Annotated in this window: 16 protein-coding genes; 5 read left to right on the top strand and 11 right to left on the bottom strand. The window is 61.5% G+C overall.

Annotated elements, in window-relative coordinates:
* Positions 1 to 27: 27 nt before the first annotated feature.
* Genes AC6JA3_RS10080 through AC6JA3_RS10070 form a run of 3 tightly spaced genes read left to right on the top strand, consistent with a single transcriptional unit; the run spans position 28 to position 3824 of the window.
* Positions 28 to 1725 carry an FAD-binding dehydrogenase gene (locus AC6JA3_RS10080; RefSeq protein WP_347783351.1) on the top strand — a complete coding sequence of 566 codons (1698 nt, stop codon included), beginning with the start codon at positions 28 to 30 and terminating at the stop codon, positions 1723 to 1725.
* Positions 1726 to 1734: 9 nt separating this feature from the next.
* Entirely contained in the window at positions 1735 to 2754 is a 1020-nt protein-coding gene (locus AC6JA3_RS10075) for an alpha/beta hydrolase (protein ID WP_026540762.1), read from the top strand.
* Positions 2751 to 3824 (top strand): alpha/beta hydrolase, encoded by a 1074-nt coding sequence (locus AC6JA3_RS10070; RefSeq protein ID WP_026546860.1) that lies wholly within the window; start codon positions 2751 to 2753, stop codon positions 3822 to 3824. The genes AC6JA3_RS10075 and AC6JA3_RS10070 overlap by 4 nt, the downstream gene beginning before the upstream one ends.
* 15 nt (positions 3825 to 3839) lie before the next feature.
* On the opposite strand, the gene AC6JA3_RS10065 is transcribed toward AC6JA3_RS10070, so the two are convergent.
* The 3 genes from AC6JA3_RS10065 to leuA form a co-directional block, all read right to left on the bottom strand.
* Positions 3840 to 4664, bottom strand: a complete 825-nt coding sequence (locus AC6JA3_RS10065; protein ID WP_026546861.1) for an isoprenyl transferase — start codon at positions 4662 to 4664, stop codon at positions 3840 to 3842.
* Positions 4665 to 4666: 2 nt separating this feature from the next.
* The gene (gene recO / locus AC6JA3_RS10060) at positions 4667 to 5419 is read right to left on the bottom strand and encodes a DNA repair protein RecO (RefSeq protein WP_026540765.1); all 753 of its coding nucleotides are present in this window, start codon (positions 5417 to 5419) and stop codon (positions 4667 to 4669) included.
* A gap of 87 nt (positions 5420 to 5506) precedes the next feature.
* The gene (leuA, locus tag AC6JA3_RS10055; RefSeq protein WP_347783350.1) at positions 5507 to 7246 is read right to left on the bottom strand and encodes a 2-isopropylmalate synthase; all 1740 of its coding nucleotides are present in this window, start codon (positions 7244 to 7246) and stop codon (positions 5507 to 5509) included.
* Between the two features lie 249 nt (positions 7247 to 7495).
* Here leuA and AC6JA3_RS10050 point away from each other — a divergent pair, with 249 nt between their 5' ends.
* The gene (locus AC6JA3_RS10050; RefSeq protein WP_347783349.1) at positions 7496 to 9448 is read left to right on the top strand and encodes a M13 family metallopeptidase; all 1953 of its coding nucleotides are present in this window, start codon (positions 7496 to 7498) and stop codon (positions 9446 to 9448) included.
* An 83-nt stretch (positions 9449 to 9531) separates the two neighbouring features.
* Here the strand turns inward: AC6JA3_RS10050 and AC6JA3_RS10045 are convergent, their stop codons facing one another.
* The 5 genes from AC6JA3_RS10045 to AC6JA3_RS10025 form a co-directional block, all read right to left on the bottom strand.
* Entirely contained in the window at positions 9532 to 11091 is a 1560-nt protein-coding gene (locus AC6JA3_RS10045) for an LCP family protein (protein ID WP_347783348.1), read from the bottom strand.
* A gap of 105 nt (positions 11092 to 11196) precedes the next feature.
* Positions 11197 to 12141, bottom strand: a complete 945-nt coding sequence (era, locus tag AC6JA3_RS10040) for a GTPase Era (RefSeq protein WP_397334549.1) — start codon at positions 12139 to 12141, stop codon at positions 11197 to 11199.
* A gap of 1 nt (position 12142) precedes the next feature.
* A complete protein-coding gene (locus AC6JA3_RS10035) occupies positions 12143 to 13474 on the bottom strand; it encodes a hemolysin family protein (protein WP_026540770.1) in 1332 nt (443 codons plus the stop codon).
* Complete coding sequence (ybeY, locus tag AC6JA3_RS10030) at positions 13471 to 13944, bottom strand: rRNA maturation RNase YbeY (protein ID WP_089595199.1); 474 nt, start codon at positions 13942 to 13944, stop codon at positions 13471 to 13473. The genes AC6JA3_RS10035 and ybeY overlap by 4 nt, the downstream gene beginning before the upstream one ends.
* On the bottom strand, positions 13941 to 15023 hold the full coding sequence (locus AC6JA3_RS10025; RefSeq protein ID WP_497920112.1) for a PhoH family protein: 1083 nt from the start codon (positions 15021 to 15023) through the stop codon (positions 13941 to 13943). Before AC6JA3_RS10025 ends, ybeY begins: the two co-directional genes overlap by 4 nt.
* Positions 15024 to 15449: 426 nt before the next feature.
* On the opposite strand from AC6JA3_RS10025, the gene AC6JA3_RS10020 reads away from it, so the two are divergent.
* Positions 15450 to 16322, top strand: coding sequence for a GerMN domain-containing protein (locus AC6JA3_RS10020; protein ID WP_035760766.1), 873 nt, complete (start codon positions 15450 to 15452; stop codon positions 16320 to 16322).
* Between the two features lie 18 nt (positions 16323 to 16340).
* Here the strand turns inward: AC6JA3_RS10020 and AC6JA3_RS10015 are convergent, their stop codons facing one another.
* The 3 genes from AC6JA3_RS10015 to hrcA are packed head-to-tail and all read right to left on the bottom strand — an operon-like array spanning position 16341 to position 19293.
* Entirely contained in the window at positions 16341 to 17105 is a 765-nt protein-coding gene (locus AC6JA3_RS10015) for a 16S rRNA (uracil(1498)-N(3))-methyltransferase (protein ID WP_347783347.1), read from the bottom strand.
* Between the two features lie 2 nt (positions 17106 to 17107).
* Positions 17108 to 18235, bottom strand: a complete 1128-nt coding sequence (gene dnaJ, locus AC6JA3_RS10010; protein WP_026540775.1) for a molecular chaperone DnaJ — start codon at positions 18233 to 18235, stop codon at positions 17108 to 17110.
* A 50-nt stretch (positions 18236 to 18285) separates the two neighbouring features.
* Positions 18286 to 19293 (bottom strand): heat-inducible transcriptional repressor HrcA, encoded by a 1008-nt coding sequence (gene hrcA / locus AC6JA3_RS10005; RefSeq protein ID WP_026540776.1) that lies wholly within the window; start codon positions 19291 to 19293, stop codon positions 18286 to 18288.
* Positions 19294 to 19321 lie beyond the last annotated feature (28 nt).

The following is a 19321-nucleotide window of genomic DNA, read 5'->3' as shown; positions in this document are numbered from 1 at the left end:
GACCGACGATGCCGCTAGCATGTACGCATGCCGCCGACTAATAGTGACGCAGATCATGTGAGCATCAACAGGACCACTGCCGGCATCACCGCCGATCTCGTGGTGGTGGGTGCCGGTTTATCGGGCCTGGTGTCCGCAGCCACAGCCTATGCCGCCGGCAAGACGGTGGCTGTGCTGGACCAGGAACCCGAGGCCTCAGTGGGAGGCCAGGCCCATTGGTCCTTCGGAGGCCTTTTCTTGGTGGACACCCCCGAACAACGGCGGCTTGGCGTAAGGGACAGCGCCGAGCTTGCCCTCTCCGATTGGTTTGCCTCAGCTGCCTTCGACCGGGTTCAGGACAATAATGCCCGCCAGTGGGCAGAGTCTTATGTCCACTTCGCAGCGGGCGAGAAGCGTGCCTGGCTCAGGAGCCTTGGAGTCGGTATCTTTCCCTTGGTCCAGTGGGCTGAACGCGGAGGCTACGGAGCCCAGGGCCATGGCAACACTGTCCCCCGCTTCCATGTCACCTGGGGAACGGGCCCGGCGTTGGTGGAACCCTTCCTCGCGAAGGTGATGGAGGGCGTTCGAGCCGGCCGCATCAGCCTGCACTTCAGGCACCGCGCCCTTGCCGTGGACATGACCGCAGGCCGGGTCACCGGCGTGACGGGCGAGATTCTTGAAAGCTCGACGGCGGTGCGGGGCCAGGCATCCTCGCGGCTGCCTGTCGGTGCCTTCACGGCACATGGCGGAGCTGTGGTGGTCACTACGGGAGGCATCGGCGGTAACCACGAAGCGGTCCGCCGCCAATGGCCCGGTGGCAACGCCCCTGCTGACATGCTGAGCGGAGTGCCCGCCTCCGTTGACGGCCGGTTCCTCCCGGAAGTCGAGGCCGTTGGAGCTGCCCTAATAAATGGCGACCGGATGTGGCACTACCCCGAAGGCATCCACAACTATGACCCCGTCTGGCCCGCGCACGGAATCCGGATATTGCCCGGGCCTTCGTCCCTGTGGCTGGATGCCCAAGGCTGCCAATTACCGGCACCGCTCTTCCCTGGCTTTGACTCGCTGGGAGCACTGCGCCACATCGTGGGAACGGGACATGGATATTCATGGTTCGTCTTGAACCGAACCATCGCGTTGAAGGAACTAGCGCTCTCCGGGTCGGAACAGAACCCCGATCTCACAGGAAAAGACCTCCGGCTGCTCGCATCCCGCTTACGACCAACAAGCGACACGCCCATCCAGCGCTTCATCGATCAAGGCGTCGACTTCATCCAGGCATCATCGCCGTCGGAACTGGCCTCCCAGATGAACCACCTCGCGGGAAACTCCTTCATCGAAGCGACGAAGCTCGAATCATTGATCGAAGCCCGCGACCGCCAAGTTACAAGCGGCCTTGGTAAAGATCCCCAACTTGCCGCGATCCGGGCAGCGCGCCGGTTCGCCACGGACAAACTGATGCGGGTCGCTCCCCCTCATCGCCTCACAGACCCTTCCCATGGCCCCCTTATGGCAATCCGGCTTTCCGTGGTGACGAGGAAGAGCCTGGGCGGCCTCGCAACTGACTTGCGCTCCCGGGTCCTTGATGCCGACGGACTGCCCATCCCGGGGCTTTATGCGGCAGGTGAGGCCGCAGGGTTCGGCGGTGGTGGCATCCACGGTTACAGGGCACTGGAAGGCACGTTCCTTGGCGGCTGCCTGTTCACAGGGAGGGCAGCCGGGCGGGATGCGGCCGCCAGTGTCTAAGCTAAAGCCATGGAGTGGACGGCTGACATCCTGGGAACAGACTTCCAATCCTGCGGCATTGATGCCTCAGGACCTGACGGTGTGATCCGCCATGCCACCCTGATACGGCACAGGGCCGAAGAACACCCAACTGAACCAACTGACATGGTTCCGCGTTCCTACGGCGCCGTCCTGTTTCTGCATGGCTGGAGCGACTACTTCTTCAACACCGAACTTGCCAGGTTCTGGGCCGGGCAAGGCTACGATTTCTACGCCCTGGACATGCACAATCACGGCCGAAGCCTGCAGAGCGACATGCCCGGCGGCTACGTGGCAAACCTGATGGACTACGATGCCGAAATTGACCAGGCGCTTGCCGTCATCAAGGACGACGCCGGTTCTTCGCTTTCGGGCAAAGTGACCCTGATGGGGCACTCGACGGGAGGACTGATCGCCGCACTGTGGGCCAGCCGCCATCCGAAGTCCGTCCAGTTCCTGATCCTTGACAGCCCTTGGTTGGAAATGCACGGCAGTTCGCTGGTGCGGCGGACGGCGCAGGCAATGGTGGCTCCCCTTGCCAAACTACGGCCCGAAACCGTCCTGAGGCTGCCGGAGAGGGGTTTTTACTTCCGGAGCATCAGCAGCACTGCGGAGGGTGAATGGGCGTTGGATGAAAAGTACCGTCCGCCGCTGGCTTTCCCGGTCCGCGCCGGCTGGCTCAGCGCCGTATTCGCCGGACATGCACAGGTTGCCCGCGGGCTGAACCTGGATATTCCGGTCCTTGTCCTGACATCTTCGGCCAGCGCCAATGGAATGGTGTGGCGCGAATCCATGCGCCGTTCGGATGCCGTGCTGGATGTCAGCGTCATTGCGCTCAGGGCCATGGCACTGGGCCGGAGCGTAACTTTGGAACGCATCGACGGCGGCCTCCACGACGTTTTCCTTTCGGCACCTGCTGTGCGGAAGGACGCGTACGCCAGGCTCGCGCGCTGGATCAAAGGTTTCATGCAGGCCGATGTGCCGGCGGACATTCATCAGGGGGACGAATGAACACCACAGAGGAGAGCCCGACCCAATGGCGACGGGACGTCCTGGGCCACGGTTACGAATGCCTTGACCTTCCACTGAAGCCTGACGACGAAGGCCCCGTCCATGCCACCCTCATCCGGTACGCCCCACCCGCACCCCAGGCTTCCCAGAATGGCATCCTGGACTTCCTGTCAACTTTCACCAAGAGAAAGCGCCGGGCAGTTGCGGCCGACCCAGGCGGAGCACCCCGGGTTGTCCTCTATCTGCACGGTTGGGCGGACTACTTCCTCCAGACCGAGCTGGCGGAGTACCTCACGGCGTCGGGCTTTCACTTCTACGCACTGGACCTTCGGAAATTCGGCCGCAGCCTTTTGCCCGGGCAGACCCCGGGCTACGTCACGGACCTCAATGCCTACGACGAGGACCTGGCTGCGGCGCTGCTGGAGGTGGAACGGGACGTAGCTGTTCGGACCGGAAACGCCGCGCCGCCGACCATCCACATGTTGGCCCATTCCCTGGGCGGCCTCATAGCGGCGCTCTGGGCTGATCGCAACCCGGGCCGCCTGGGTACTTTGGTCTTGAATTCGCCATGGCTCGAGCTTCAGGGCAGCAGCCTCGTCCGCAGCATCGCAATGCACTTGGTGGAACCATTTGCACGCACCGATCCCAAGCGCCCGTTCCGCTTTCCTGAGATGCCGGCTTATTGGGAGAGCGTCAGCAATGAAGCACATGGCGAATGGATCCTCGATCCCCTGTGGCGCCCGCGGGCTTCGTTCCCTATTCGTGCCGGGTGGACCAAGGCCGTCCTGGCCGGGCACGCTGCCGTGGAACGAAAGCTCAATATCGACGCACCCGTCTTGGTCCTGTTGTCAGGCCGGACACGCATCCAAGCTGAATGGACGCCTGACTTGATGCGTGCCGATGCGGTCATCGACGTCGAGGAAACCTCGCGGAGGGCGCTTGGTTTGGCCCGCCGCACCGCCGTCTTCCGGTACCCGGGGGCACTCCATGATGTGTTCCTGTCAAGGCGCACTGTGCGGCAGCAGGCGTATCGCGATGTAGCTGTCTGGCTGGCCGCGTACCCCTATTGATGTAGCAGGGGCATGCTACTTGCCCGCGGCGGCGGCATCCACGGCACCGCCATAGCGCCTGTCGCGCTTGGCATAAATCTCGACGGCGTCCCACAACGTCCGCCGGTCGACATCCGGCCACAGCGTGTCCATGAAGACGAACTCAGCGTAGGCCGACTGCCACAGCAGGAAATTGGAGAGCCGCTGCTCTCCCGAACTGCGGAGGAAAAGGTCAACATCAGGCAGGTCAGGCTCATCCAGGTATTTCTGGATGGTTTTCTCCGACACCGATCCTGGTTTCAAGCGACCCGCTGCGACATCGTGGGCGATGGCGGAGACGGCATCGGCAATCTCGGCGCGTCCGCCGTAATTAACACACATGGTCAACGTGCAGGTGTCGTTGGCCTTGGTATATTCCTCGGCTTCCTCGAGTTCCTTGATGACCGACCCCCACAGTTTTGGACGCCGGCCGGCCCAACGAATGCGCACTCCCCACTCGTCAAGCTGGTTTCGCTGGCGTCTTAGTACATCTTTGTTAAATCCCATCAGGAAACGGATTTCCTCGGGCGAACGCCTCCAATTCTCGGTTGAAAAGGCATACACGCTGACATACTTGATTCCGAGTTCGATCGCGCCGGCCATCACATCAAGAAGTGCCGGCTCTCCGGCTTTGTGCCCCTCAATGCGTGGCAGCCCGCGCTGGTTTGCCCAGCGCCCGTTGCCGTCCATGACAATTGCCACGTGCTGCGGAATGAGTTCTTCCGGGATACGGGGCGGCACCGCACCGGAGGAATGCTTGTATGGGGCCAGAACCGGTGCCGTCCTGGCCGTCGTCGTCGTGCTCTTCTTTCCAAGTGCCACTGTCAGCTTCGCTCCACGTGTTTGAGTGATTTCAACGCCCGTTCCAAATGCCATTGCAGATAGGAGGCCACCAGTCCGGCAGCTTCGCGTCGATGCCGCGGATCGGAGGCATCGGCAACCCCCCAATTGCCGGTCAGCAAAGCACCAAGCAACACCACAGTCTCCGCAGCGGGCGCCGGCGAACCCGGCGGGCGGCAGTCGCTGCACACCATGCCACCAACAGGAGCGGCAAAGGCGGTGTGCGGACCCGGCCGGCCGCACCGGGCGCAATCAGTAAAGCTGGGAGCCCAACCTCCAGTGGCCAAAGCCCTGAGCAGGTACGAGTCCAGGATCAGTTCGGGTGGATGGTCTGAACGGCTCAAAGCGGCCAGTGCGCCCACCAGCAGGTTGTACTGCGCGGTCCCGGATTCGGTATCGGCATCGGTGAGTTTCTCGGCGGTTTCCGTCATGGCTGCAGCTACGGTGAACCGGCCATAGTCGGCAGCAATACTGCTGCCGTACGCACCCTTGGCCACGGCCTGCGTGACGATGTCCAGAGTGCGTCCTGAGACAAGCTGCAGATCCGCCACCATGAAAGGCTCAAGGCGGGCTCCGAAACGGCTGCTGGTCCTCCGCACGCCCTTGGCAACGGCACGCACTTGCCCATGGTGTTTGGTCAGGAGGGTGATGATGCGATCCGCCTCGCCCAGCTTGTGGGTGCGGAGCACCACGGCATCGTCCCTGTAGGACCGTGCTGCAAACGACGGATTGGCCACAACTAATCTTCGCACTATGACTGGACCGCTCGGCGACTGCCGAACCGTGTGGTGACGGTATTTCCCGTCACCACACGGTGGGATACCTTACGCCCGGGCGTCCCGCACAGCCCGGTTCACAGCAGAAATCAAAGCCTTGAGGGACGAAGTGGTGGTGCTGGGGTCGATACCCACACCCCACAGGACCCGTTCGCCAACGGCACACTCAACGTAGGCTGCGGCGCTGGCACTGCCGCCTTCGGACAGCGCGTGTTCGCTGTAATCCAACACTCGGACATCAACGCCGTCATGGTGGAGGATGTCCAGCAGTGCAGCGATGGGACCATTTCCGTGCCCGGTCCGTCGAACTTCCACACCGTCGATCCGCAGGCTGGCGTTCATTGTCATGGCGCCGGATTCATCGGTCTCGGTGCTCACGCTGCCCAACGCGTAACGGCCCCACTGGGCCTGCTCCTCATCGGAGGGCAGGTATTCATCCTGGAAGACCTGCCACAGTTGCGCGCCGCTGACTTCGCCACCCACGGCGTCGGTGCGCCGCTGGATGACTCCGGAAAATTCAATCTGGGCCCGACGCGGCAGGTCCAGGTTGTGCTCATTCTTCAACAGGTAGGCAACCCCGCCCTTGCCTGATTGCGAGTTGACACGGATAACGGCTTCGTAGCTGCGTCCGAGGTCCTTGGGATCGACGGGCAGGTACGGGACCTGCCAGGTGAACTCATCCATGGTTTTGCCGGCTGCCGCGGCGTCTTTCTCCAGGGCCTCAAAACCCTTCTTGATGGCGTCCTGGTGCGAACCGGAGAACGCGGTGAAGACAAGGTCGCCACCGTATGGCGAACGTTCCGGAACCGGCAACTGGTTGCAGTACTCCACCGTACGGCGGACTTCATCGATGTCGGAGAAATCGATCATGGGGTCCACGCCCTGCACGAACATATTCAAGCCCAGAGTTACCAGGTCAACGTTGCCGGTGCGCTCACCGTTGCCGAACAAGCAGCCTTCAATTCGATCAGCACCTGCCAGGTAGCCAAGCTCGGCAGCAGCCACACCAGTACCGCGGTCGTTGTGCGGGTGAAGCGAAATGATGATTCCCTCGCGCGGATGCAGATTGCGGTGCATCCACTCGATGGAGTCGGCATAGACATTCGGGGTGGCCATCTCTACCGTGGCCGGCAGGTTTATGATGACCTGGTTGTCCGCAGAGGCCTCAAAGACATCGGCAATGGCATTGCAGACGCGGGCGGCGTACTCGAGCTCGGTTCCCGTGAAGGACTCCGGCGAGTATTCATAAGTGATGTGGGTATCTTCCAGCGTCTCTTCGTACTTCTTGCACAGGCGGGCGCCCTGCAACGCGATATCCAGGATTCCGTCTTCGTCCTGGTTGAACACCACGCGCCTCTGCAGCACGGAAGTGGAGTTATACAGGTGGACGATCGCCTGCTTGGCGCCCACCAAAGACTCGTAGGTCCTCTCGATCAGGTGCTCACGCGCCTGGGTCAACACCTGGATGCTGACGTCATCGGGAATGTGGCCGCCTTCAATGAGTTGGCGTACGAAGTCGAAGTCGGTCTGCGACGCGGAAGGGAATCCAACTTCGATTTCCTTGTAGCCCATCTTCACGAGCAGCTGGAACATCTTCAGCTTGCGGGCAGGGCTCATGGGATCGATCAGGGCCTGGTTTCCATCGCGCAGGTCAACCGCGCACCAACGTGGGGCCTTGGTGATGACTTTGTCCGGCCAAGTGCGGTCAGGAACTTCGACGGTGATTTGGTCCTGGAACGGCAGGTAGCGGTGAATCGGCATACCGGAGGGCTTTTGTGCATTACGCATGACGTGTGGCCTTTTCTGTAAGAACTAAATGAAAGCTTAGCCGGACACAACGGAACTCCGCGGCGAGGATGGCCCAGCTTCAGATAGCTTTCAGGCCCCGCCGCGGCAGCTAAGAAGAAGCATCGCCGTACGCACAAAATCACAGTAACACGATGCGTATGATGACAGTGCAACACCTCATGCAACGTCCACTATGCAGACGCAGCGACGGTGCCAACGCCGGCTGCTGTGTCCACACAAGGAGCCACAGTGCCACAGTCGGGGATCACTCTTTCGAACATAGATCACAGCGTCCGGCCCCAGGACGACCTCTACCAGCACGTCAACGGCGCGTGGCTCAACAGCACAACCATCCCTGATGACCGGCCGCTGGAAGGCACGTTCACCGCTTTGCGGGACGGAGCCGAACTGGCCGTCAAGGCGATCATCGAGGAAGCGGCAGGCAAAGGCGCGTCGGCAACCGGGGTCGAGCAGCAGGTTGGCGGGCTTTATGCGAGCTTCATGGATGAGGCAGCAGCAGAGGCAAAGGGCATAGAACCGGTCCGTGGCCGGCTCGAGGAAGTCCATGCCGTGAAATCAACCCAGGAATTCGCTGCCCTGATCGGCCGCCTGTTCCGGTCCGATGTCTCCGGGCTCTTCTCCATCTACCCGGCCCCCGACGCCGGCAATCCCGAGCGCATCCTGTTGTACATCGGGCAGGGCGGCCTCGGACTGCCTGACGAGTCCTATTACCGCGAAGAGAAGTTTGCCGAAATCGTATCGGCCTATGGTGAGTACATCACCAAGTTGCTCGCCTTGGCAGATATCCCGGATTCCGAAGCAGCCGCGGCGCGCATCCTCGCCCTCGAGACAGCCCTGGCCACACACCATTGGGACAATGTCACGCTGCGGGATCCCCAGAAGACGTACAACCTCAAGACGGCAGCCGAGGCATCGGAACTGTTCCCGCTGCTGGACACATGGTTCCAGGCAGCGCGTGTTGACCCAACCAAGCGCAGCGAGATCGTTGTCAGCACCCCGGACTTCTTCGCCGGTGCAGCAGGGCTCCTGGAGTCCGAGCCCTTGGAAACATGGAAGGAATGGCTGACGCTCAGGGTGCTCAGCTCGGCGGCCCCATACCTCTCGTCCGAATTTGTGAACACCAACTTTGCGTTCTATGGCACCACACTCAGCGGCACGCCCCGGAACAAGGAGCGCTGGAAGCGTGGCGTGGCCGTCGTCGAAGCTGCCCTCGGCGAAGCCGTCGGACAGATATATGTGGAGCGCCACTTTCCGGCCGGCCATAAGGCGAGGATGGAGACGCTGGTTGCCAACCTGATCGAGGCCTACCGTGAGAGCATCTCTTCCCTGTCGTGGATGGGCGGGGAAACCAAGAAGGAGGCGCTCAAGAAGCTGGAAGCATTCCGTCCAAAAATCGGTTTTCCCGAAAAGTGGATCGACTACTCTGCCGTCGTCATCGATCCATCAGACCTGGTGGGCAATGTGGAGCGCGCCCACGATGCTGATGTCGACCGCCACCTGGACGAAATTGGCAAACCCGTAGACCTGAACAAATGGCTCATGACTCCCCAGACCGTCAACGCCTATTACCACCCCATGCTCAATGAGATCGTCTTCCCGGCGGCCATCCTCCAACCGCCATTCTTTACGGCGGAGGCAGATGATGCCGTGAACTACGGCGGAATCGGGGCAGTGATCGGTCATGAGATCGGCCACGGCTTTGATGACCAAGGATCGCAGTTCGATGGCAGCGGGGCACTTCGCAACTGGTGGACTGAAGAGGACCGGACCGCTTTCGAAGCACTGACCGCCAAATTGGTGGCCCAATACGACGCCCTGTCCCCTTATGCAGCGCCCGAACACAAGGTCAACGGCAAACTCACCCTCGGTGAGAACATTGGTGACCTCGGAGGCCTGACCATTGCCTACAAGGCGTACCTGCTCAGTCTTGGTGGCGAAGAGCCCGACGTGATCGACGGGTTCACTGGCCAGCAGCGCTTCTTCATGTCCTGGGCAGCGGGTTGGCGGCAGGTTATCCGGCGTGAAGAGGCGATCCGCCGCCTGGCGACGGATCCACACTCCCCCAACGAGTTCCGCACCAATGCCATCGCCCGCAACCTTGGCGCATTCCATGAAGCATTCGAGGTCAGCCCAGCCGATGGCATGTGGATGGAGCCCGGAGACCGCGTCAGCATCTGGTAGAACGGCAGGAAAAAGGCCGGGCCGGTTCGTGAAGAACCGGCCCGGCCTTTCCCGTCGGTGGCGTTGGTGGCGTTGGTGCCGCCCTATTGGTCGATGTACAGCGGATTGACTTCTTGGCAGACTGCGTCGCTGGCGGTCTGGTTGACCACGTCCGGGGGCACCGAGGTTGCTCCATAGGCGGTGCCTGTTCCGAAGTCGGTTCCGACATAGAGCTGTACCCCTGCTACGCCGGGCGCTTCCTGAACCTGGGCAGCTGGAATGCCGTACAGCGCGGCGACGTCCGCGGCGACGTCCGCGAAGCCGGCTCCGTAGTAGACCACGGTCTGGTCCACGGGGTTTGCAAGATAGGACACAGCCTGGGTGAAGCCATTGCCCGTCAGTACGGCCATGATCTCCTGGGCACGTGCAGCAATGCCGCTGCCGTTGGCGACGGCGACAGGTTGGATGGCCTTGTCATAGGCGGGGGCCGCGGGGGTAGAGGCTGTGGGCTGCGCTCCGGGAGTTTCAGTGGCGGCAGGAGACGACGTCGCACCGGGCGTAGTCAGGTCAAGGTCGGCACGCAAGGCTGCAAACAACTGTGAGGCCTGTGGCTCAACAAGCTCAAGCCTGTTTGGATCCACTGCTGCGGCCTGGGTGGGTACGGCAACGAAGGCAACTTTGGACACATCGATGTCCTTCAGTCGTCCGCCAATGGTCAGCAACGAAGGCACCGACGCGAGGCCCTCATCAACGGTGAGGTTCTGGGTGACGACGTCGGCGATCTGCAGGAGTCGCTGCGGGTTGCCCAGCGTTCCTTCGCCCTTAAGCTTCCTCGTCAAGGATGAAAGGAAGGCCTGCTGTCCCTTGATGCGCCCAAGATCGCCACCATCGCCGAAAGCGTGGCGGGTCCGAAGGAAGGCCAGGGCCTGTTCGCCTTCGACCAAGGAATCACCCTTCGGCAAGCGAAGGCGTGAGTCCGGATCAAATACGGGGTCACTGACGCAGACATTGACACCGCCAACAGCGTGGGACAACTCCTTGACGGCATTGAAGTCAGCCATCATGAAGTGGTCGATTTCCAGGCCGGTCAGTTTGTTCACCGTGTCAACGGCGCAACCAATACCCGCTTCAGCCATGGCCTCGTTGATCATCACGCCGCTGCGGGCGGGGAACGTCTGGTTGTTGGTCCGGTCCGTGCACTGGGGCACATCCACCAGCAAGTCACGCGGGAAGCTCATGACGCTGACACGCTTGTTGTCTGCTGAAATATCCAGCATCATCATGACGTCCGAATGGCCGTAGCCGGTGGAGTCTTCCGTGCTTCCGTACTCCGAGTTCTTCCCGTCACGGGTATCGGAACCGAGGATAAGGATTTGCAGGCGATCGGATTTGTCGTTGGCAAGGGCATCCCCGCTGTCGCGGGTTTCACCTGCACTCAGCGGAGCCTTGGTGATATTGCTCTGCAACCGGATGAACCAAAATGCGGCAAAGGCAACACCTGCAACCAGAGCCACTGAGACCACGCCGGTGACGATCTTCAGCCACAACGGAAGGCCCTTGCGGGGCCTCATGTGGCGGGGAGTGCCTTCGGCATCCTCTCCATGGCGACCCGCAATGGAGTCAGCGGTGCCGGTGCCCTGCGGGCGGGCGTCACGACGTCGCACTATTCGGTTTACCTTTCCTCAAACACGTGGATTCCCGCAATCATAGTTGCCGAGTCTGGGAAGTTCCTTATCGCGTCTCCATGATGCCGGGGCGTGTCCCTGCCGCTAGAACCCCAGTTTGACCAATTGCTTGGGGTCGCGCTGCCAGTCCTTGGCCACCTTGACGTGAAGATCCAGATAGATCCTCGTGCCAAGAAGGGTCTCAATGCCCTTGCGGGCGTTGGTTCCAACTTCACGGAGCCGGCTTCCACCCTTACCAATGATGATGGCCTTCTGCGAGGGTCGCTCAACATAGAGGTTGACCCGAACATCCAGGAGGGGGTTGTCCTCGGTGCGGCCCTCACGCGGAACGATCTCCTCGACCACCACGGCCAGGGAATGGGGAAGTTCGTCCCGGACACCTTCCAGGGCGGCCTCCCGGATAAGTTCGGCAATCATGACGGCCTCGGGTTCGTCCGTCAGTTCACCATCCGGGTACAGCGGTGGCGACGACGGCATGTGGCTGATCAAGACGTCCGCGACTGTGGACACTTGGAAGCCGTCCGCAGCGGAAACGGGCACAATGTCGGCCCAGCCCTGCTCGCCCAGGACGTCCCGTCCCAGGGCAGCGACTGCGAGCAGCTGCTCCGTCAATGCCTGACGGTCTACAAGGTCGGTTTTGGTCACCAGGGCAACGATCGGCTTCCTGCCCACAGCAGCCAGCTGAGCTGCGATGTATTTGTCGCCGGGACCGATTTTCTCGTTGGCCGGCAGGCAGAATCCGATGGCGTCCACTTCGGCCAACGTGTCAGCCACGAGTTCGTTGAGGCGCTTACCCAGCAAGGTGCGGGGCCTGTGCAGCCCAGGGGTGTCCACCAGGATCAGCTGCGCATCGTCGCGGTGGACGATGCCACGGATCGTATGCCGGGTGGTCTGCGGTTTGGCCGAGGTAATGGCCACCTTCTGGCCGACCAAGGCGTTGGTCAAAGTCGACTTGCCCGCGTTCGGCCGGCCCACCAGTACAGAGAAGCCTGCGTGGAAGCCACCGAAGTCACTATCGGCATCGAACATCTTATTTTGCTTGCTCACGTGGAACTCCCTGTTGCGTTGAGTCGGCGTCATCGAGTAGGTCTTCAAAGTCAGTGTCTTCCTTTGGCATGGCTGCCGCAATGATATGGCTGACCCTGTTTCGGCGACCCTCAAGCCTATCGGCCCTGAGCGATATTCCGTCCACATCAACGGAACTGCCCACAATCGGGACCTGCCCCAAGGCCTTGGCGAGGAGTCCGCCCACGGTGTCAACCTCGTCGTCGTCGAGATCGATGTCGAACAATTCGCCGAGGTCATCGATGCTCATGCGGGCGCTGACCCGGAATGTTCCATCGCCAAGGTCCACCGCTTCTTCCGCGGCAGCATCGTATTCGTCCACGATCTCGCCCACGATTTCCTCGATGAGATCTTCAAGGGTCACCAGACCGGCGGTACCACCGTACTCATCGATCACGATCGCCACGTGGGTTGATTCCTGCTGCAATTCGCGGAGGAGGTCGCTGACGAGCTTTGATTCGGGGACGTACCGGACGTCCCTGGCGAGCGAGTCGACGTCGTGCGCTTGCAGCCCGGGCTCGCCCCGGTACATGGCCGCTGCAACGTCCTTCAGATAGAGGATTCCACGGATTTGGTCCGTATTTTCACCGATGACGGGAATCCTGGAATACCCGGACCGAAGAAAGAGGCCCATGGCCGTCTCCAGGTCCGAGCCCGTGCCGATGCTGACGATATCGGTGCGGGGAACCATGACGGAACGTACCAAAGTGTCGCCAAAATCAAAGACGGAATGGATGAGTTCGGCCTCATTGTCCTCGATCATGTCCGACTCGGCCGCCCGGTCCACGAATTCGCGGAACTCTTCTTCGCTGACGAATGCGTCGTCGCCGCTGGGGGCGCCGGGAGCTACTGCCTGGCCCAAAGCCACGAGCCAGCCGGGGATGGGTCCGAGAATCCAGCAGAGGAAACGGATCAGTGGTGCCGTGAACCGGACCACCGGGCCGGAATGTGCCCTGCCCAGTTGCCGTGGCGACACCCCGACCAACACAAAGCCAATCACGGCCATGATGCCGGTGGCTGCGAGCCCTGCAAGCCAGACGTTGTCCAGCAGGCTGTGCAGCACCACAGCCACGGCTACGGCAGCGGCCATTTCGAACCACACCCGCCAGAAACGCAGCGCGCGCATATGGGCAATGGGGGCCTTCAGTATCCCGCTGAGGGCTTTGCCCTTGCTGCGGACTATTGATTGCTCGGCTTCATGCCGGGGCAGGAAATTGAACGCAGCCTCGGCAGCTGTCAGCAGGGCGACAAAGCTGAGGAAAACCAGCGCCATGCCGACCAGGATGATCCAGGTCACTGCATGGTCTCCATGGGGGCATCCTTGCCCAGGAATTCAGACAGCAGTTCCCGCTGCAAACCGAACATTTCTTCTTTTTCCTCAGGTTCGGCGTGGTCGAAGCCAAGGAGGTGAAGGATGCCATGCGTGGTCAGGAGCAGCATCTCATCCTGCGTGGGGTGGCCGGCGTTGCGTGCCTGGACTTCGGCCACCTGGGGGCAGATGGCAATGTCCCCCAGCATGCCCTGCGGAGTGGGCTTATCCGGAGTTCCGGGGGTCAGTTCGTCCATGGGCACGGAAAGAACGTCAGTGGCACCAGGCTCATCCATCAACTCGATGTGGAGCTTCTCCATGGCAGGCTCGTCCACCAGGAGAATGGAAAGCTCCGCCTGCGGATGGATGTAGAGCCTTTCGAAGATGAAGCGGGACAACGTTACCAGCTGGGCTTCGTCCACCGCTACACCGGACTCGTTGTTGACTTCAATACTCATTGACGTTCTCCACGTTTGTAATGGTTGGCTGGTGCGTCCTTGCGGTGCGCGTCATCCCAGGTGCTGTAGGCGGAGACGATATCGGCCACGAGGCGGTGGCGAACGACGTCGGCCGCCTCCAGGATGGAGAAGTTGACGTCGTCTATGCCGGTCAGTATCTCCCGCACAATCCGAAGGCCCGACGTCGATCCCAGCGGAAGGTCGATCTGGGTGACATCACCGGTGACCACCATCTTCGAACCGAAACCCAGACGGGTCAGGAACATCTTCATCTGTTCGGGTGTGGTGTTCTGCGCTTCATCAAGAATGATGAAGGCGTCATTAAGGGTGCGTCCACGCATGTACGCCAAAGGTGCCACCTCGATGGTGCCGGCAGCCATCAGCCTGGGGATGGATTCGGGATCCATCATGTCGTGGAGGGCGTCATAGAGCGGGCGAAGGTACGGATCGATCTTGTCGCTCAACGTACCTGGCAGGAAGCCGAGCCGCTCCCCAGCCTCTACGGCCGGGCGAGTCAGGATGATCCTGCTGACTTCCTTCATCTGGAGAGCTTGCACAGCCTTGGCCATGGCAAGGTAGGTCTTGCCCGTGCCGGCCGGGCCAATGCCGAAAATCACCGTGTTGGCATCGATCGCATCCACGTAGTTCTTCTGGTTCAGCGTCTTGGGACGGATGGTCTTGCCCCGGCTGGAGAGAATGTTGTGCGTCAAAACATCGGCGGGATTCTGCACAGACTGGGTCCTCAACAGGGACACCAACTGTTGGAGAATATCGGGGGTCACCACAGTCCCCTTCGCCACCAACCCGCGCACTTCCTCAAGGAGGCGCATGATACGGGGAATCACCTTGGAGGGACCGGTCATGGAGAGCTCGTTGCCACGAACATGGAAATTGACGTCCTGGAACTGTTCCTCAATGAACCTCAGGGCTTCGTCGTGGCTGCCCAGCGAGTGAACCATCTGGTCGGAGTTGTCGAACGTGACGACTTCCGTGCGCGTGCCCGGTAAAGTGTGCGGGAACTCGTTGGGCTGCTGGTTGCCGTTGCCGGTCCTGAGCCGCCCGTTCAAAGATTCACTCATAGTGTTGGCCCTCAGGCCTTTTCTCCTCCGGTTGGTCCTTACTAACACCATCGATTCGACATTCGCTGCGGACTCTCGCAGAACGCTTTGATGCCGGAATCTCTTCAATCCTACGCCAGCCCGGCCCCGGGCGAACCTGTCTCCCCGGCCACATCCGGCACCCAGGGAGGAGGCGGACAGATTGTCTCAACTCGGCATCAAGCCGGTATCAATCATGTTTCAGTTGGCTTTCTCCCCCCTCAAACCCGGCTGACCGCCGTCGACGATGTGCCAAGCTGGCATAGCGGGTGGAATCAGATCCCCGCAACCCAGCCAAGGACGGCTGCAAAAATCCATGCAAGGCAGGACAGGAAACCCATCAGGAAAACAGCCAGCAACGCACCAGGCACCAACAAGCGGACCAAATCCGCCGTTGCCGTGCCTGCAATGCTTGCCGTCCTCCTCCTGACAGGTTGCATCGCCAACGGCGGCGGCTCCCAGGCCACCCCCACTCCCCCTCCGCTGACCGTTCAGGATGCCCCGGCCAGCAACGCACCGCTGGAAACCACCCAGGCGTCCACCAAGATTCCGGTCTACTGGATTGGACGGAGCAAGGAAGAGGTCTACCTCTACCGCGAGTTCAGGGACATTACGGGCGATGGAAATCCTGTGACAACGGCGCTGAAGATCATGATGGCGGAAAAGCCCTTGGATCATGACTTCTTCACACCGTGGCAGGAGCCCTCCAGCCTGGCGACTTCCATCTCGGGAAAAAACGTCATCACAGTCGATATTTCCCGCGATGCCTTCAACTCGAACCTGGACGCCGGCATGGCCCAGCGGGCCGTGCAGCAACTCGTGTACACCGCGACCGCTGCAGCGTCATCGTCAGGGCTGATCAATTCGGGCCAACAGATCCAGGTGGTCATCCTGGTGGACGGCCACAAGGACTACATGGCGTTCGGTCAAGTCCAGCTGGGCGAGCCCATGACCCGTGACGCATCCTTGGTGGCACCGCTGTGGATCATCGATCCCCAGGAAGACACCACCCTGCCCACGGGATTGGTCAAGTTCAACGGGCGGAGCACTGACAGCTCCAAGCCGATCTCCTGGCAGGTCCTGCAGGACAACGGCAAGGGCGAGAAGACCAGCCTGCTCACCGGCCAAACGCAAGCCACTGGCGAACCCGGGCAATATGGCCTGTTCACCTTCGGCGCCACGTTGAAGGCAGGTCAGTACGAGGTACGCGTTTCCCAAGTGGACAATGCCGGCAACGCCATCGCGACAAGCACGGACACCCGGCTGTTCAGGGTCGGATAGCTGTTCAGGTCCGGCCGGCTACCAGCGGCCCAGGATGTCGCTCGCAAGAACGACGGCGGCCGGTCCCGCCGTCGAAGACCTCAAGACGTGATGTCCCAAGAGCGCGGTCACAGCACCGGCGTCACTGAGCCGCGTTACTTCCCGCGGTGAGATTCCCCCCTCAGGCCCGACGATCAAGAGCACTTCCCTGGGGACCGCAACACCAGAGGCCGCCCAGGCCTCAAGGACGGTCCGCAACGGGTTCTTGGCGTCTTCGTGCAAAATGATGGCGAGGTCGCTGGCGGCAACGGCTTTGGCCAAGGAGCCGGTTTCCACCATGGTCCTTACCTCGGGGATCCATGCCCGCCGTGCTTGCTTGGCCGCAGCCGCCACCACGGACTCCCACTTAGCATGGGCTTTTGCGGCACGGTCGGCCTTCCATCGAACAATGGAACGTTCTGACTGCCACGGAAGCACAGCATCTATTCCGAGTTCCGTAGCCGTCTCGATGGCCAGTTCGTCGCGATCGCCTTTGGCCAAAGCCTGGACCAGCACCAAACGGATGTCCGGCCTGTCTTCGAAGACGACGTCCGAGGCGGCGACTGTCAGGCCCGCGGGACCGGCCTCGGCCACCACGCCGGTCAGCCTCGCGCCGGATCCGTCGGCTATGTCAACGGGTTCTCCCACCCCAAGGCGTTTGACCGTGACGGCGTGCCGCGCCTCCGGACCTTCCAGCACGAAGGTGCCTCCGGGGCGTACGTCGTCAAGGCTTCCGGCGGAGGTGAAGAAGACGGGGTTGCTCACCGCTACAGGTTACCGAGCTTGTCCCGAAGCTTGGCGAACATGCCGCCGCTGGCCACGAGCTTGCCTTCGGTGAACTGCTCCCCGCGAAGTTTTGCGAGCTGCTGCAAAAGCTCTTCCTGGGCCGGATCCAGCTTGCTGGGTGTTTCGACATGGAGGTGTACCTTGAGGTCGCCGCGTCCGTATCCCCGCAGGTGCGTCACACCCAGACCCCGCAGGGTGATGATCTCGCCCGACTGGGTTCCGGCCTTGACGTCGATGTCCTGTGCGCCGTCGAACGTTTCGAGCTGCAACTCAGTGCCCAAGGCCGCGGCCGTCATAGGCACGCTGAGGGTGGCGTGGAGGTCGTCGCCTTCGCGCATGAACATGGAATCGTTGTTGACGCGGATCTCCACGTAGAGGTCGCCGGAGGGCCCACCCGCGGGGCCGGCTTCACCTTGGCCGGACAACTGGATACGCGTGCCGGTGGCAACACCGGCGGGAACCTTGATGGTCAGGGAGCGGCGGCTGCGGATACGGCCCTGTCCGTTGCACTCGTTGCACGGGTCCTTGATGACCGTGCCGAAGCCCTCACAGGATCCGCAAGGAGCTGCGGTCATGACCTGGCCAAGGATGGAGCGGACGGCTCGCTGGACCTGTCCGCTCCCGCCACATATGTCGCAGCGTTCCGGGTGGGTTCCCGGGCGGCAGCAACTGCCGTCACAGGTGGGACAGGTTACGGCTGTGTCCACTTCCAGCTTCTTGTTGACGCCAAAAACGGCGTCCTTAAGGTCGATCCGGACGCTGATGAGTGCGTCCTGGCCGCGTCGGACACGGGAGGCAGGCCCGCCATGACCACCGCCGCCCCCAAAGAAGGTGTCAAAGATGTCCTGGAACGCGAAGCCCTGGCCGGCGTAACCGCCACCATAGCCGTTGTCCGTTCCATTCTCGTTGCCGGTGGCATCGTAGACGCGGCGCTTCTGGGGATCGGACAGGACCTCATAAGCATGGGTCACGGCCTTGAACTGTTCCGCGACATCCTCTCCCGGGTTTACGTCCGGGTGGAGTTTCCGCGCCAACTTGCGGTACGCCTTTTTGATCTCTTCCCCGGTGGCTTCCGGCGAGACTCCCAAAACGTCATAGTGGCTGCTCAAAGTCGGTTTCTCTTCCTTGTTGTACTGCGGATGTTTCTTCGGACCGGCGTTCAGCCGCCGAGAATGCGTGAAAGGTAACGGGCCACGGCCCGGACTGCGGCCATGGTGGTTGGGTAATCCATGCGGGTCGGGCCCAGGATGCCCACCTTTGCACCGGAGCCGTAACCCGTGGCCACCACGGATGCTTCCGCCAGTCCGTCGTAGGGATTCTCCCGGCCGATGCTCACGGTGACGCCGCGGGGATCATCTCCCATATCCGACAACAACCGGAGCATCACAACTTGTTCCTCGAGGGCTTCAAGCACCGGACCGATACTCAACGGGAAGTCCACATTGGACCTGGCGAGGTTGGCTGTACCGGCCATGAGGATACGTTCTTCGCGGCTGTTGTCACTGAGGGCCTGCAGCCCGTTCGCCAACGTTTGGGCCAGTCCCCGAAGCTCCGGCGGGCACAGGGCAACCACCGACGGCAGGACTTGCGGCAACAGGGCCAATTGCGTTCCGGCGATGCTTCCCAGGAAGCGCGACCTCAGTTGCATCAAAGCGTCGTCGCCCACGGCCGAACCGGTTTCAATGACCTTCTGGCCGACGCTGCCAGTATCGGCAATCAACACCACCAACACCTGTTGGGGGGCCAACAACACAAACTCAACGTGCCGCACCAGGGCGCGGTTCGAGTGTGGATACTGCACGACGGCGACCTGGTTGGTCAGTTGCGACAGGAGCCTGACGGTACGCTCCAGGATGTCGTCGACATCATCAGGGCCTTCAAGCAACGAATGGATGGCTCTCCGCTCGGCTGCTGAGAGGGGCTTAACCTGGGAGATGCGATCGACAAACAGTCGATAGCCCTTGTCGGTTGGAATGCGGCCGGCACTGGTATGGGGCGCTGCTATGAGGCCTTCTTCTTCAAGAACTGCCATGTCATTGCGGATGGTGGCGCTTGAAACACCAAGATGATGCCGTTCCACAAGGGCCTTTGATCCCACAGGCTCCCGCGAATGTACGTAATCTTCAACGATGGCACGCAGTACTTCCAATTTGCGCGGCTCACTCATTGCTCCACCTCCTGACAACTGCCATGGC

Source organism: Arthrobacter sp. TmtSoilC79 (assembly GCF_059739405.1).
This window is presented reverse-complemented; position numbering and strand designations above follow the sequence as displayed.